At 61.3% G+C, this 14,676-nt stretch carries 14 protein-coding genes; 5 read left to right on the plus strand and 9 right to left on the minus strand.

What is annotated here, in order from left to right; translation table 11 throughout:
* Positions 1 to 414 precede the first annotated feature (414 nt).
* From KJB29_RS17650 to trpE, 8 genes are all read right to left on the minus strand, one after another.
* Positions 415 to 1,197 (minus strand): hypothetical protein, encoded by a 783-nt coding sequence (locus tag KJB29_RS17650; RefSeq protein ID WP_215735646.1) that lies wholly within the window; start codon positions 1,195 to 1,197, stop codon positions 415 to 417.
* 244 nt (positions 1,198 to 1,441) lie between these two features.
* Complete coding sequence (locus tag KJB29_RS17655) at positions 1,442 to 2,050, minus strand: phosphoribosylanthranilate isomerase (protein ID WP_215735647.1); 609 nt, start codon at positions 2,048 to 2,050, stop codon at positions 1,442 to 1,444.
* Positions 2,051 to 2,057: 7 nt separating this feature from the next.
* The gene (locus KJB29_RS17660) at positions 2,058 to 3,413 is read right to left on the minus strand and encodes a TrpB-like pyridoxal phosphate-dependent enzyme (RefSeq protein WP_215735648.1); all 1,356 of its coding nucleotides are present in this window, start codon (positions 3,411 to 3,413) and stop codon (positions 2,058 to 2,060) included.
* Positions 3,414 to 3,576: 163 nt separating this feature from the next.
* Entirely contained in the window at positions 3,577 to 4,377 is an 801-nt protein-coding gene (trpC, locus tag KJB29_RS17665) for an indole-3-glycerol phosphate synthase TrpC (protein ID WP_215735649.1), read from the minus strand.
* A gap of 4 nt (positions 4,378 to 4,381) precedes the next feature.
* Entirely contained in the window at positions 4,382 to 5,437 is a 1,056-nt protein-coding gene (trpD, locus tag KJB29_RS17670) for an anthranilate phosphoribosyltransferase (protein ID WP_215735650.1), read from the minus strand.
* Positions 5,434 to 6,003, minus strand: coding sequence for an anthranilate synthase component II (locus KJB29_RS17675; RefSeq protein WP_215735651.1), 570 nt, complete (start codon positions 6,001 to 6,003; stop codon positions 5,434 to 5,436). Before KJB29_RS17675 ends, trpD begins: the two co-directional genes overlap by 4 nt.
* A 12-nt stretch (positions 6,004 to 6,015) precedes the next feature.
* Complete coding sequence (locus tag KJB29_RS17680; protein ID WP_215735652.1) at positions 6,016 to 6,264, minus strand: type II toxin-antitoxin system MqsA family antitoxin; 249 nt, start codon at positions 6,262 to 6,264, stop codon at positions 6,016 to 6,018.
* Positions 6,264 to 7,739: an anthranilate synthase component I gene (gene trpE / locus KJB29_RS17685; RefSeq protein WP_215735653.1), complete on the minus strand. Its 1,476-nt coding sequence runs from the start codon at positions 7,737 to 7,739 to the stop codon at positions 6,264 to 6,266. Before trpE ends, KJB29_RS17680 begins: the two co-directional genes overlap by 1 nt.
* Before the next feature lie 249 nt (positions 7,740 to 7,988).
* On the opposite strand from trpE, the gene htpG reads away from it, so the two are divergent.
* The 3 genes from htpG to KJB29_RS17700 all read left to right on the plus strand — a co-directional run bounded on the left by htpG (position 7,989) and on the right by KJB29_RS17700 (position 11,023).
* Positions 7,989 to 9,941, plus strand: coding sequence for a molecular chaperone HtpG (gene htpG, locus KJB29_RS17690; protein WP_215735654.1), 1,953 nt, complete (start codon positions 7,989 to 7,991; stop codon positions 9,939 to 9,941).
* Between the two features lie 137 nt (positions 9,942 to 10,078).
* On the plus strand, positions 10,079 to 10,246 hold the full coding sequence (locus KJB29_RS17695) for a hypothetical protein (protein ID WP_004514643.1): 168 nt from the start codon (positions 10,079 to 10,081) through the stop codon (positions 10,244 to 10,246).
* Between the two features lie 249 nt (positions 10,247 to 10,495).
* Positions 10,496 to 11,023 carry a L,D-transpeptidase family protein gene (locus KJB29_RS17700; protein WP_215735655.1) on the plus strand — a complete coding sequence of 176 codons (528 nt, stop codon included), beginning with the start codon at positions 10,496 to 10,498 and terminating at the stop codon, positions 11,021 to 11,023.
* Between the two features lie 30 nt (positions 11,024 to 11,053).
* On the opposite strand, the gene KJB29_RS17705 is transcribed toward KJB29_RS17700, so the two are convergent.
* Positions 11,054 to 12,004: a rhomboid family intramembrane serine protease gene (locus KJB29_RS17705; protein WP_215735656.1), complete on the minus strand. Its 951-nt coding sequence runs from the start codon at positions 12,002 to 12,004 to the stop codon at positions 11,054 to 11,056.
* 76 nt (positions 12,005 to 12,080) lie between these two features.
* Here KJB29_RS17705 and KJB29_RS17710 point away from each other — a divergent pair, with 76 nt between their 5' ends.
* On the plus strand, positions 12,081 to 13,493 hold the full coding sequence (locus tag KJB29_RS17710) for an MATE family efflux transporter (RefSeq protein ID WP_246561909.1): 1,413 nt from the start codon (positions 12,081 to 12,083) through the stop codon (positions 13,491 to 13,493).
* Between the two features lie 30 nt (positions 13,494 to 13,523).
* Complete coding sequence (gene pdhA / locus KJB29_RS17715) at positions 13,524 to 14,576, plus strand: pyruvate dehydrogenase (acetyl-transferring) E1 component subunit alpha (RefSeq protein ID WP_215735657.1); 1,053 nt, start codon at positions 13,524 to 13,526, stop codon at positions 14,574 to 14,576.
* Positions 14,577 to 14,676 lie beyond the last annotated feature (100 nt).

Here is a 14,676-nt window from a genome sequence, read left to right on the forward strand (position 1 = left end):
CCTACTTCCTTCTGAAAGTCCACCAGCACTGCGGACTCCTCAACCAAAGGCGCTTCAACTAAAAAACGAAAGACTCATTTTTTGTGCTCAAGATCAATGACTAATCTTGCCGAGGAATCTACTGTTCCGTCGGATCTCAATTTCGTCTCGCAAATACAGGCCTCACCGATACCTACTCTGTTTGGTGGTAAATAATTGCCTTGCAGGTATCCTTGTCTTTTCGCTTCTCTATTGCATTTCCATTGGTTGATTTGGACGCCGCCGAAGACAATCAAAAGAGCAACTCCGAACAACGGCAAGAAAATCCACTTCAGCAGCCACGGAGTTACGGGATCGTCAGGGTTTGGAATTTCTGGTGGCATTCTTCGGCGTGGGGGCGCACCAGCGCGTCAGCGCCTGCGTGCCGCCTCCTGGTTAACTGGTCATTTTTGCAAACATATCTCTAACGTCATCATCAAATATTCTCTTGATGACACTCTGTGGGTGAGCAAACATCGTATATTGAATATCCGGAATGAACAGTTCCCCATTCTCCCTTAGTATTATGCTTTCGATGTCATTTGATGCTGCATGGTCTGTTACTAATACAGTAACCAGAATACCCCATATTATAAACCGATATACTGTTCTGGATTTTGCAATCTTGCCAGGTGGAAATCCCATTATTATATCAGGAAAGAACTGCTGGTCCAATTTACACTTTGAAATCATGATCGGATAATGCAATTCTGGGATATGCCCATCCTCTTTCAAAATCATTCTTAGTTTATCTTCATATGGTCCTAGTTGATACTTGCTGTAGAATGGATGTGAGGTGATACTTAACCTCCATAAAATTGACAGAATTCCGCGTTTAAAATAATCGTAGTTTATATTTTGAACCTTTATTATTTCTTCATGAACTCGGTTTATTGTCAAAAAGTTGCTTTGCTCTTTTCCTATGTCAACAAAATCTCTTTTTAGGGTGCTTTCCCATTCACTTAACCTGCTTTCACAGGCGCGGCAGAGTAAATCCTCACGAAATCCTTTTTGTTGGAACTTAAGTCTCTCAACTTCGGTTGAAATAGGCAAAAAACGGTGTTTATCGTCATATATCTTTTCATAGAAGCACTCGGAAATAATATGAGAGCCGCAGAGTGGTCTTGTCTCAAGGCAAAGTCTACAAGTCATATTTTCCTCTCTCAGGTAACTCGTCATTGACCAGCGCACGCACGCGTGAACTGGTGATCTACCCCGATTGGAACATTTCTCCCGAGTGCAACTTTTCCGACTAAGTACGCTTCAGCGCGCCAGGCAGCGCTGTGCAACACCATGAAAATTCGGAGTATCAAGTCGAATTTTCATGGCATAGGTTAAACCGTTTCCCAATGACCACGCAAGAAAAGGGGATGGAAATCCTTCCGTCCCCTTTTGCGATACATTCTCCCGCCCATCCAGGCCTCTATGCCTTGGCCCGTCGAATGAACTCCCGCACCTTGTCTGGGTCTTTCCGCCCAGGTGCGCTCTCAACGCCACCCGAGACGTCCACGGCGTAAGGGTTCACTGCCTCCACCGCCTCACGAATGTTGTCGGGAGTAAGCCCGCCGGCAAGGATGACCGGGCCGAACTCTTTGGCCGCCGCTGCTATGTCCCAGTTGAAGGTGAGGCCGGTGCCGCCGTATGCGGTGGGGGAATAGGCGTCGAGCAGGTGGGCAGTCACCCGGTAGTGACGGATCGGGTCGAGGCTCGTGATGTCCCGCACCCGAAACGCCTTGATCACCCGGCGCTCTACGGCGTCGCAGAACTCGGGAGGCTCGTCGCCGTGGAGCTGAACGAGGTCGAGGCGGCAGCGGGCCGCCGTTTCGTTGACGAATGCCAGGGGACGGTTGACGAAGAGCCCCACCGTCTGGATTAACGGCGGAAGTGCTGCGATGATGCCGGCAGCCTCATCGGGCGCCACGCGGCGGGGGGATTCATCGTGAAAGACGAAGCCGAGGGCATCGGCGCCGGCGGCGATTGCCGTCAGCGCATCTTCGATATTCGTTATGCCGCAGATTTTAACCCTGACCATGACCGCTTCAAATCTCCACCCTTGGCAGCCGGGCCAGGGACTCCCGGATCATCTCCTCGGGATACTCGAAATCCTCCAGCCCGCCGGAGAGGTAGGCGTCATAGGCCCCCATGTCAAGCTGGCCGTGGCCGGAGAGGCAGAAGAGGATGGTCTTTTCCTTCCCCTCCTCCTTGGCGATGACCGCTTCGTCAATGGCGGCCCGGACGGCGTGGGACGACTCGGGGGCCGGGACGATCCCCTCGCTGCGGGCGAAGAGGTGGGCCGCCTCGAAGCAGGCGTTCTGCCGGTACGACTTGGCCTCGATGAGCCCTGCATGATAGAGCTGCGATACCAGGGCGGACTCGCCATGGTAGCGCAAGCCCCCGGCGTGGATCCCCGGCGGCATGAAGTCGTGCCCCAGGGTGTACATCATGGCGATGGGGGCCATCTTGGCGGTGTCGCCGTAGTCGAAGGCGTAGACCCCCTTGGTGAGGGTCGGGCAGGAGGCGGGCTCCACGGCCAGGCAGCGGACGTTCTTCCCCGCGGCCCGGTCGGCCAGGAACGGGAACGCTGTGCCAGCAAAGTTGGAGCCGCCGCCGCAGCAGGCGATGACCACGTCTGGGTAGTCGCCGGCCAGGGCCAGCTGCTCCTTGGCCTCCTGGCCGATAACGGTCTGGTGGAGGCAGACGTGGTTCAGGACGCTCCCCAGGGCGTAGTTGGTGTCGGGGCGGGAGACGGCGTCCTCCACAGCCTCGGAGATGGCGATGCCGAGGCTCCCGTTGCTGTCCGGGTCGTGGGCCAGGATGGCGCGGCCGGCGTTGGTGAACTCCGAGGGCGACGGGATCACGTTGGCCCCCCAGAGCTGCATCATGCTCTTGCGGTAGGGCTTCTGGAAGCACGAAACCTTCACCATGTAGACGGTGCACTCAAGGCCGAACATGGAGCAGGCCAGGGCCAGGGAGCTTCCCCACTGCCCGGCGCCGGTCTCGGTGGCGAGGCGACGGATGCCCGCCTGTTTGTTGTAAAAGGCCTGGGGGATGGCGGAGTTGGGCTTGTGGGAGCCGGCCGGCGACACCCCCTCGTACTTGTAGTAGATCTTCGCCGGAGTGCCGAGGGCCTGCTCCAGCCGCCGGGCCCGGTAGAGGGGGGACGGACGCCAGAGCCGGTAAATCTCCCGCACCTCTTCGGGAATCGGGATCCACCGCTCACCCGAGATTTCCTGTTCGATGATGGCCATGGGAAAGATGGGAAGAAGGTCGTCGGGGGTCACCGGCTGGAGGGTCCGGGGGTTGATGACCGGCGCCAGGGGGCCCGGCATGTCGGGGATAATGTTGTACCAGTGGGTGGGGATGCGGCTTTCGTCGAGCAGGATTTTTGTCTGCATGGAAACCTCGGCTTGTTAAGGAATAACACAGAGCAACTGAGCAACAGAGAAAAACAATGAATTTATAACGCCTGATCCTATCAATAGAAGCAGAAGCATCCTCGTTTATTTGTTTTCTCAGGTTTTACTCAGTTGCTCAGTTGCTCTGTGTTTCTGTTGTTTTTCACCCCAACAACTCCCGGAGCTTGACCCCGATGTCCTCCTCCCGCATGAGGGACTCGCCGATGAGGAAGCCGTGGGCACCGGCGGTCTGGAGACGGAGGATGTCGGCGCGGGTGTTCACGCCGCTCTCGGCCACCACGAACCGGTCGGCGGGGACCATGGGGAGGAGCTGCTCGGTGGTGGCCAGGTCCACAACAAAGGTGCGGAGGTTGCGGTTGTTGATGCCGATGAGGGCGCAATTGGTGGCAAGGGCCGTCTCCATCTCCGGCTCGTCGTGGACCTCCAGGAGCACGTCCAGGGAAAGCTCCCGGGCGATCCCGGCCAGCTCCTCGATCTGCTCCCGCTCCAGCATGGCGGCAATGAGAAGGATGGCGTCGGCACCGGCGGCGCGGGCCTCATGGACCTGATAGGGATCAAAGAGGAAATCCTTGCGCAGCAGCGGCAACCGCACTTGCTCGCGAATCAGGGCCAGGTAGCGGAGGTTCCCCAGAAAGAAATGCTCGTCGGTCAACACGGAAAGGCAGGCGGCGCCATTCTGCTCATAGGTCTCGGCGATTTCCAGAGGGTCGAAGTCGGGGCGGATGAGCCCCTTGGAGGGGGACCCCTTCTTCACCTCGGCGATGACGGCGGTCCAGCCGGAGGCGTGGCAGTCCCGCAGGGCCCGCTCGAACCCCCGGGGCTGGTCCTCCAGGTCGGCGATGCGGGCCTTCAGCTCGGCAAGGGGGGTGGTGGAGCGGGCCGCGGCCACCTCGCCCCGCTTGTGCTCGACTATTTTTTTCAGGATGTCGGGAGTATCGGTCATGGGGTCACTCCTCGTTGGTGAGGGCGATGAGTTCTTCCAGCTTTGCCAGGGCGCGGCCCGAATCGATGGCCTCGGCGGCGAGACGGATCCCCTCGGCCGGATCCGTGGCCTTGCCGGCGGCGACAAGGGCATAGGCGGCGTTCAGGAGCACCACGTCCCGCCTGGGCCCCGTGGCCCCGTTCAGGATGCTGCGAACGATGCGAGCGTTGCCGGCGGCGTCGCCCCCCCGGAGATCACCGGGAGGACAGGAGGCAAAGCCGAACTCCTCCGGCGTGATGGTCCGCACCGTCACCCCCTCCCGGGTCACCTCGGCAACGCGGGTCTCACGGGTAAGGGTAATCTCGTCCATGCCGTCCATGCCGAAGACCACAAAGCCGCGCTTGCAGCCAAGCTTGTGAAGGACATGGGCCAGGGGCTCCACGAGATCCTCCCGGTAGACGCCGAGGACCTGGCAGTCGGCGCCGGCCGGGTTTGTGAGGGGACCGAGAATATTGAAGATGGTCCGGATGCCGATCTCCTTCCGGGGGCCGATGGCGTGTTTCATGGCGCCGTGGAGGGCCGGGGCGAAGAGGAAGCCGATGCCGATTCTCGCGATGGCGTTCTCCACCGTCTCCGGGGTCACGTCCAGGCTGACCCCCAGGGACTCCAGGACGTCGGCACTCCCGCAGGCGGACGAAACCGCCCGGTTGCCGTGCTTGGCCACCTTGACCCCGCAGGATGCCACCACGAAGGAGACGGTGGTGGAAATATTGAAGGTGTTGGTGCCGTCCCCGCCGGTGCCGACCACGTCCAGGATCGTCTCCTGATCGATGTTGATGTCATCCCGGTCGATATCGAGGACCCCCTTGCCGACCCGGATGGGGGTGGCCCGATCCCGCATGACCCGGGCCGCGCCGGTGATCTCCTCCACCGTCTCCCCCTTCATCCGGAGGGCGGTGATGAAGGAGGCGATCTGGGCCGGGGTGGCCTCGCCGGACATGATCTGGTCCATGACCTCGATCATCTCCGCTTCCGTGAGGTTGATGCGCTCAACTACCTTTGCAATTGCTTTTTTGATCATTGTGTCATCTCCAGGAAATTCTTGAGGATGTCCATCCCCCCCTCGGTGAGGATCGACTCGGGATGGAACTGGACCCCCCAGATCGGCAGCTCTCTGTGGGCGAGCCCCATGACCTCCCCCTCCTCCACCCAGGCGGTGATCTCAAGGCAGTCGGGGAACGTGGCCCGCTCCACCACCAGCGAGTGGTATCGGGTGGCATTGAAAGGATTGGGGAGCCCCCGGAAGAGCCCCTGGCCGTTGTGGTGGATCGGTGAAGTCTTGCCGTGCATGAGGGTGGAGCTGCGGACCACCTTCCCGCCGAAAGCGGCACCGATGGACTGGTGGCCGAGGCAGACCCCGAGGATCGGGATCTTGCCGGCAAAGTGCCGGATGGCGGCGACCGATATCCCCGCCTCTTCGGGCGAACAGGGGCCGGGGGAAATGACGAGACGCTGGGGCGCCAGCCCCTCGATCTCCTCCAGGGTGATACCGTCGTTGCGGAAGACCCGCACCTCCTCCCCCAGTTCGCCAAAGTACTGGACGATGTTGTAGGTGAAGGAATCGTAATTGTCTATCATTAGGAGCATGAACAGGTAACCTCAGGCGGCAAGATCGGTGACTTCGACGATGGCGTGCCGTGACCGGACATCCGCCACAATCTTCTCGATTCTGGCGGCGGTAGCATCGTCAATCCAGTCGGCGCCGCATTGTGAGCACTGGGTGGCCGGGACATTCCTGACCACAACCACGCCAAACCCCAGGTCAGCCGTAAAGGTCGTCTTTCCCGCTTCCATCCCTCCACCGCAGAGGGGACAAATCCCTGTCTCTTCACTTATCAATTTTTCCACTAATCCAACCCCTTTTCCGCCATCTCGATGGCCTTAACCGCCGCCATGGCCTTGTTGACGGTCTCCTGGTATTCCGCGGCCGGGTCCGAGTCGGCCACGATGCCGGCGCCCGCCTGGAGGTGCACCATGCCGTCGCGGATGACGAGGGTGCGGATGGCGATGGCCAGGTCCATGTTGCCGGAGAAGGAGAAGTACCCCACGGCGCCGCCGTACACCTCCCGGCGGACCGGCTCCAGCTCGTCGATGATCTCCATGGCCCGCACCTTGGGGGCGCCGGAAAGGGTCCCCGCCGGGAAGGTGGCCCGCACCACGTCGAAGGCGTCCTTCCCCTCGGCCAGTTCACCCTCCACGTTGGAGACGATGTGCATCACGTGGGAATAGCGCTCGATGACCATGAGTTCCGAAACCTTCACGGTGCCGGTCCGGCAGACCCGTCCCAGGTCGTTGCGCCCCAGGTCCACGAGCATGACGTGCTCGGCCCGCTCCTTGGGATCGGCCAGGAGTTCCTCGGCAAGGTGCTCGTCCTGATCCGGGGTTGCGCCCCGGGGGCGGGTGCCGGCGATGGGGCGCAGCTCCACCCGGTCCCCTTCCTTGCGGACCATGACCTCGGGGGAGGCACCCACCACCAGGGTGTCGTCCATGCGGAGGAAGAACATGTAGGGGGAAGGGTTCAGGGTCCGGAGCACCCGGTAGATGGCGAGGGGCTCCACGGTGAGCGCGCCGGAGAAGCGCTGGGAGAGGACCACCTGGATGATGTCCCCGGCCCGGACGTACTCCTTGCATTTCTCCACCGCCGCCTCGAAGTTTTCGCGGGGAACGTTGGACGAGAAGGAGACCGTGCGCACAGCAGGCGTCGCCGGCATTGCCGGCAGGGGGGCCCGGAGCTTGGCGATGAGGGCGTCCACCCGGGCAATGGCCTCGGCGTAGGCCGTCTCCGGGGCTTGGCCGTCCTCCAGATGGGCGTTGGAGACCACGGTGATCTTCTGCCGCATGGTGTCGAAGATCAGGATCGTGTCGGTGATGACGAAGCAGGAATCCCAGGCCCCGATGACGGCCGGCTTCTCCGTGGGAAGCCGCTCGAAGTGGCGTACCATGTCGTACCCCAGGTACCCCACGGCGCCGCCGAAGAAGCGAGGGAGCCCAGGGATCTCCACGGGCCGGAAGCGGCTCAGATACTCCCGCACAAAGCCCAGGGGGTCGTCGCTGGTCACGGCGCGGGTCTCGCCGTTGGTGACGATCTCCACGGTGGTGCCGCGGGTCCGGATGACGGTGGCGGGATTGGAGCCGAGAAAGGAATAGCGGCCCCACTTCTCACCCCCCTCGATACTCTCCAGGAGGAAGGAGTAGGAACCGTCGTCGATCTTGCGGAAGGCGCTGACCGGCGTGTCCATGTCGGCCATGATCTCGCGGCAGACGGGAATCAGGTTGCCTTGGGAGGCCAGGGACCGGAAGGTCTCGAAATCGGGAAAATACACGGGATGCTCCGATCAACGGGAAACAGAGGGGAGGAAATGGCCGGAAAGGCTCTTTTTTAAAGGAGTTTAAACTAACATACGGAGAGCCGGAGTGTCAAGAAACCCGGACGGTTACGGCAGGCAAGGAACACGGATGCCGTGGGGAGGACAAGAAAGTGTCGGAGTTCCCCTTGAAAAATCCCGGAGTGATAGTTAGGTTAGGGGAGTTCTGTCATCACCAACACCGACACAAAGGAGAAGGCACACCCCATGACGAAGACCACGAAGAAATTCGAAACCGAGGTCCAGCAACTCCTGGACCTCGTGATCCACTCCCTCTACTCCAACAAGGACATCTTCCTCCGGGAGCTCATCTCCAACTCTTCCGACGCCATCGACAAGGTACTCTTCGAGGCTCACCAGAATGCGGCGGTTATTGAGGGAGAACCGGAAGGGAAGATCAAGCTGATACCCGACAAAGAGGCCGGCACCCTCACCATCCGCGACAACGGGGTCGGCATGACCATGGAGGAGGTGGAGAAGAACATCGGCACCATCGCCCACTCGGGGACCAAGGCGTTCCTGGCGAACCTGAAGGAGCAGAACGTGGCCGAGCACCCGGAGCTCATCGGCCAGTTCGGGGTCGGCTTCTACGCCTCGTTCATGGTGGCCGACCGGGTCACCCTCGTTACCCGCCGTGCCGGCCAGGACAAGGCCGCCGGGGTCCGCTGGGAATCCACCGGCGACGGCACCTACACCGTGGAAGAAACCACCAAGGAGACCCGCGGCACCGAAATCACCCTCCATCTGAAGGAGGAAATGAAGGAATATCTCGACGAGTGGAAGATTCGCTCCATCGTGCGTAAATACTCCGACTACGTTCAGTACCCCGTCGTCATGGATGTGACCCGGACCGAAGTCCCGAAAGGGGTGAACGGCGAGGAGATCGAGGGGGCCGGCACCATCGAAAAGACCGTGGAAGAGACCCTCAACTCCATGAAGGCCATCTGGGCCCGCGCCAAGAGCGAGGTAACCGACGAGGAGTACGAGGAGTTCTACAAGCACGTCTCCCACGATTTCGAGAAACCCCTCAAGACCATCCACTACTCGGCCGAAGGGGTGAGCGAGTTCAAGGCGCTCCTCTACCTGCCGGCCCACAAACCCTTCGACCTCTTCATGCCCGAGCGCAAGAAAGGGGTCCAGCTCTACGTGCGCCGGGTCTTCATCACCGACTCCTGCGAGCAGCTCATCCCCGACTACCTCCGCTTCGTGAAGGGAGTGGTGGACTCCAGCGACCTGCCACTCAACGTGTCGCGGGAAATCCTCCAGGAAGATATCCAGATCAAGCGGATCCAGAAGAGCCTCGTGTCGAAAATCATCTCCACCCTCTCAGAAATGCGGGAGAAGGAGACCGACGACTACCTCGCCTTCTACAAGGAATTCGGCCAGGTACTCAAGGAAGGGGTCCACTTCGATTACGCCAACAGGGAGAAGCTCCAGGACCTCCTCCTCTTCGAGAGCACGAAGACCGAGGCGGGTAAATTCACCTCCCTCAAGGAGTACGTGGAGCGGATGCCCGAGGGGCAGGAGGAGATCTACTTCATCACCGGCACGAGCCGCGCGGCCCTGGAGCAGTCACCCCACCTGGAGATATTCCGGAAGAAGGAGTACGAGGTCCTCTTCCTGACCGACCCCGTGGACGAGTGGGTGGTGCAGGGGGTTACCGAGTACGACGGCAAGAAGCTCAAGGCCGTGGACCGGGGCGACGTCATCCCCGCCACCGAGGAGGAGAAGAAGGAGCAGGAGGCCAAGCGGGAAGAGGCGTCCAAGCAGTACGGCGACCTCCTCTCCTTCGTGAAGGAGAAGCTCGACGCGCGGGTTAAGGAAGTGCGCCTCTCCAGCCGCCTCACCGACAGCGCCTGCTGCCTCGTGGCCGACGAGCACGGCCTCAACGCCAACATGGAGCGGATCCTCCGGGCCATGAACCAGGATGTGCCCGAGTCGAAGCGGATTCTGGAGCTGAACCCGGATCACCCCCTCATGCAGGTGATGGCAAACCTTTTCGCCAGGGACAAGGCCAACCCGCGCCTGGCCGACTACTGTGATCTCCTCTACGATCAGGCGCTGCTCACCGAAGGGTCCCCCATCGCCGACCCGCTCCGGTTCACCCGGCTCGTGGCGGAGCTGATGGTGGCGGACGGGAAGGCGGCTGCGGGGGAGTAATTCCGAGCACATAGACGGAACAAAGGGGAGTCGGTGACGGCTCCCCTTTTTAATTGGTGAGATTGCCCCCCTTGACAGGGTGGCGCACCGCGCTAGACTTGCTTCGTCGTAATCACTAACGAAGGAGGAACCCGCAAATGGCATGCGACATCACGTCCCACAAAATGCACATGTGTGCCCTCAAGGCCGAGGGATGCAGCGACGAAATTGCGAGCCTTTCCGCATCGCCCACCGTCAAGTGCGGCAACTGCGGCGCCCTGGCCAACTCCCCCGACAACGTCTGCAACCCTGTCCCCCTCAAGTGATCAACCGGCATCACTATGGATGCCCTGCGTGCGGCCCGTGACCTTATGTACGGGCCGCTTTTTGTGTACCCGCCGACCATCTCCCCCTCTTCCGCCGACGGAAAAGAAGTTCCGGTACGAGCGGTAGCCTCCCGCAATTCCCGTCACACAGTCCCACAATGATGAACTGAGGCACCCCTTCCATTCAATCTTGTCCGGCCATATCAGGCTGAAAGGTGAGGCACGGAACTTGCTGAGTCATCTCCTGATATGCGAATCAGATTGCTCAGACTCTGCGCGGCCGCCCTGCTCGGCATCCTGGCAGCCGCTCCGGACGGCCGGTGTCGACAAGACCCGGACCTGGCTTCGCCTCCCACCGTTGACAGGGTGGTAGTCTATAAATCGAAGCGGCTGCTGGAGTTGCGCAGCGGCCAGAACCTGATCCGATCCTACCGGGTGGCACTGGGAAGAAACCCCGTCGGCCCCAAGGTAAAAGCCGGTGACTCCCGGACTCCCGAAGGGATCTACACTCTCGACCGCCGTTCCCTCAAGAGCCGGTTCTTCCGATCGATCCACATCTCCTACCCCAATACCGAAGACATCGCCGCGGCCCGGAAACAGGGAGTCTCTCCCGGAGGGGACATCATGATCCATGGTCTCCCGGCCGGATTCGAGGACCTGGGCCCGTCTCACGCCACCTTTGATTGGACCAAGGGGTGCATCGCCGTTACCAACGCCGAGATGACGGAAATTTGGCACCTGGTGCGAAACGGCACCCCGATCGAAATACTGCCTTGACCGCGAAAAAGAAGGATTGACCGACGTCCCCTACGGGGCAGCAGCAAGCGCCACCCACCAGGAGAACGCCACCCCCACGGCACTGGCAACGGCCAGCACCGCATTGAGGGCCGGACCGGGCTGCCCGAACCTGCCGATCAGATATTCCGCCACAGCGCCAAGCGCTATCCCCCACAAAAATCCAAACAGGTGCGCGCCAAGGTCGGTGTGTTCGCCTTCCGTTCCAAGGACCGCCAGGAGGGCCAGGCCGGCGGCAACAGGGAGCGGCCACCGTCTCTGCAGGTGATGGCGATGGCGCACCACGCTGCTTGAGGCGAGGATGCCAACCGCGCCGAATACCGCGGTGGAAGCTCCGACCGAGATGTGGCCGGAGGAGTGAAGTAACGCGTTGACGAGGTTACCGAGGATTCCCGAACCGAGGATGAGGCTCCAGGCGAGGCCCGAACCGATTTCGCGGCAGAGGAGGATGACCAGCACCCCGCCGATCGCAAGGTTGCTCACGAGGTGCGGCAGATTCGCATGGAGGGTGAGGGCGGTTACCGCGCGCCACCACTGGCCATCCATGATCTTTGCGGCATCGGCGCTGCCGAGGGCAAGCCAGTCGAGCGGGGGATGACCGGGGAGGGTAACATCAAGCCGGGTGATGTTGTGGAAGGTGGCCAGGAGAAAGAGGACTGACAGAGTCGCCAGGACGTTCCCATTCATGGTCCTGACCGGTGGTGCCGGCGGAGGCCAGTTGCGGTTTTCCTCTTCGAAGAGGCGCACTTCCTTCACGGCCCGGTCGTAGAATGACGCCGGCACCACCACGTGCCATCCGTTATCGCTCCGAACACTACGGCACGGGACGGCACGGGCCTCAAGGACCAGCCCCCAGAGTTGGGCCTTCCCCTCTTCCAATGCTCCCGGCGCCACGGGAAGCCATAGCTCCTGGCGAAGTGCGGTATGTACGGTCTCCAACTCCATGAACGATAGTCTAATCATTGCGAAGCCTGATTGCGACCCATGGGCGATAAAAAAACAGTCGAAACAGCACCGGCTTTGAGCACACAGAGGCCAATTGAATGCTACTATTGCATCCATGACCTCTCCCGACCTCATCAACGACCCCATCCCGAGACTCCTCACCCGACTCGCCGTGCCGGTGGGGACCGGCTTTTTCTTCAACACCATGTTCAACGTGGTGGATACCTTCTACGGAGGGCTCATCTCCACCAGGGCGCTGGCGGCACTCTCCCTCTCCTTTCCCCTCTTTTTCATCATCCTGGCCATCGGTGCCGGCACCTCCATGGGAGCCACGGCCCTCATCGGCCACGCATTGGGGAGCGACCAACGGGAGGAGGCGGAGCTCTTTGCTGCCCAGACCATCTCCTTCGGCCTCATTCATGCCATCTTCATGACCATGGGAGGAGTCGCGGCGGCGCCGGCCCTCTTCAGGCTCATGTGGGCATCGGGCGATTACCTGGACCTGGCCCTTGCCTACATGGATATCATCATTGCCGGTACCGTTTTCTTCGTCGGCAACTATGTCCTCAACGCCATGCTCAACGCATCGGGGGATACGAAGAGTTTCCGCAACTTTCTGGTGGCGGGATGCTTCCTGAACATCGCTCTGGACCCTTGGTTCATGTATGGAGGATTGGGCGTGCCAGCCATGGGGATACGGGGCATTGCCCTGGCCACGGTGGTGGTCCAGGCTGTGGGGAACGTCTACCTCCTGGGTCGGGTGCGGCGGACAGGTCTTTTGTCGGGGCGCTCATGGCAACTCCTCGTGCCGCGGCGGGAACCGTTTCGCCGCCTCTTCGGCCAGGGGATTCCGGCAAGCATGAACATGCTGACGGTGTCGCTGGGCATGTTCGTCATCACCTGGTTCGCGGGGCGGTTCGGCAAGGAGGTGGTGGCTGCCTACGGCATCGGCACCCGCATCGAACAGATCGTGCTCCTGCCTGCCTTTGGGCTGAATGTGGCGGTCCTCTCCCTCGTGGCCCAGAACTTCGGCGCAGGAAAGCTTCGCCGGATACGGGAGGCTCTGACGAGGGCGCTGCGGGCAGGACTCCTCATGATGGCAGGGGGGACGACGCTGGTCTTTGCGGCGGCCGAGCCCCTGATGAAGCTTTTCACCGCCGATCCGCTGGTGGTTGCCCACGGGGTCACTTTTCTCCGGGTGGAGTCGTTGCTGCTGGGGGCCTATGTGATTCTCTACATGAACAATTCGGCCCTGCAGGGACTCCAGCGGCCGGCCTTCGCCCTCTGGATAGGGCTCTTCCGCCAGATCATCGCGCCGGTGCCGGTCTTCTGGCTCCTGGCCCTGGTGCTGGACTGGGGACCATCCGGCATCTGGTGGGGATTCTTTCTCGTCACCTGGAGCGCTGCGCTGGTGTCGGTCCTCTACACCAGCCGGGTGCTGAGGCTGGCAACCGAAGAGGCAGATGCGGCGATCATGCATAACGGCGGCAACGGCCCGCCCCCTTGACTCCGGGCCGCTTCCCGCTACCCTTTACCCATGCCCGAATCGATCCTCGCCACTTTCACTGTCATGCGCCTGGAGATCATCGCCCCGGACGGGACCGCCGACGAGGACCTCGTCCCGGGCCTCTCGGGGGACGAACTGCGGCGCATCTACTACCTGCTCCTTCTCACCCGCGCCTACGACGGCCGCGCCCTGGCCCTCCAGCGGGAGGGGCGGCTCGGCACCTACCCGTCGGTCCTGGGGCAGGAGGCGGCCCAGGTGGGGAGCGCCTTCGCCATCCACGAGCGGGACTGGGTCTTCCCCTCCTTCCGGGAGATGGGGGTCCACCTCACCCTCGGCTATCCGGCCCACCAGCTCTTTCAGTACTGGGGAGGTGACGAGCGGGGGATGCGAACTCCTGACGGCATGAACATCTTCCCCATCTCCGTCTCCGTGGGAACCCACATCCCCCACGCCGCCGGCGCGGCCCTGGCCGCGAAACTCCGGGGTGACCGGATCGCTGTGATCGCCTATTTTGGCGACGGCGGCACCTCAAAGGGTGATTTCCATGAGGGGTTCAACCTGGCAGGAGTCATGGGGCTCCCGACGGTTTTTATCTGCCAGAACAACCAATGGGCCATCTCGGTGCCCCTGTCGGCCCAGACTGCCTCCCGATCCCTTGCCCAGAAGGCCCTTGCCTACGGTTTCGACGGCATCCAGGTGGACGGCAACGACGTCCTGGCCGTCTACCGGGCCACCCGCGAGGCCCTGGAGAAGGCCCGAAGCGGCGGCGGACCCACCTTCATCGAATGCCTCACCTACCGGATGTCCGACCACACCACGTCCGACGACGCGAGCCGGTACCGTTCCCCCGAAGAAATGGAAAAATGGCGCGAGCGGGACCCGATCCTGCGCTACGAGCGGTTCCTGGCGAAGCGGGGACTCTGGAACGAGGACTATGCCGCCGAGATGAAGGGAAAGGCGGGAGGAGAGATCGACGAGGCAGTGCGGCGCTACGAATCGGTGCCGCCGCCAGCGCCGGGGGAGATGTTCGATTTCGTGAGTGAGGAGTTGTCGGCGAGACTGCGGCGACAGCGGGAAATCTGAAATGAATAACACAGAGCAACGGAGCAACAGAGAAATCAATTTGTTAATCCAAAATTGTGCCTAACCTTACGAGGTATGGTTCTTTGCCTGATCTTGGAAC

The sequence above is a fragment of the Geobacter grbiciae genome (assembly GCF_018531165.1).
Classification (GTDB): Bacteria; Desulfobacterota; Desulfuromonadia; order Geobacterales; family Geobacteraceae; genus Geobacter; species Geobacter metallireducens.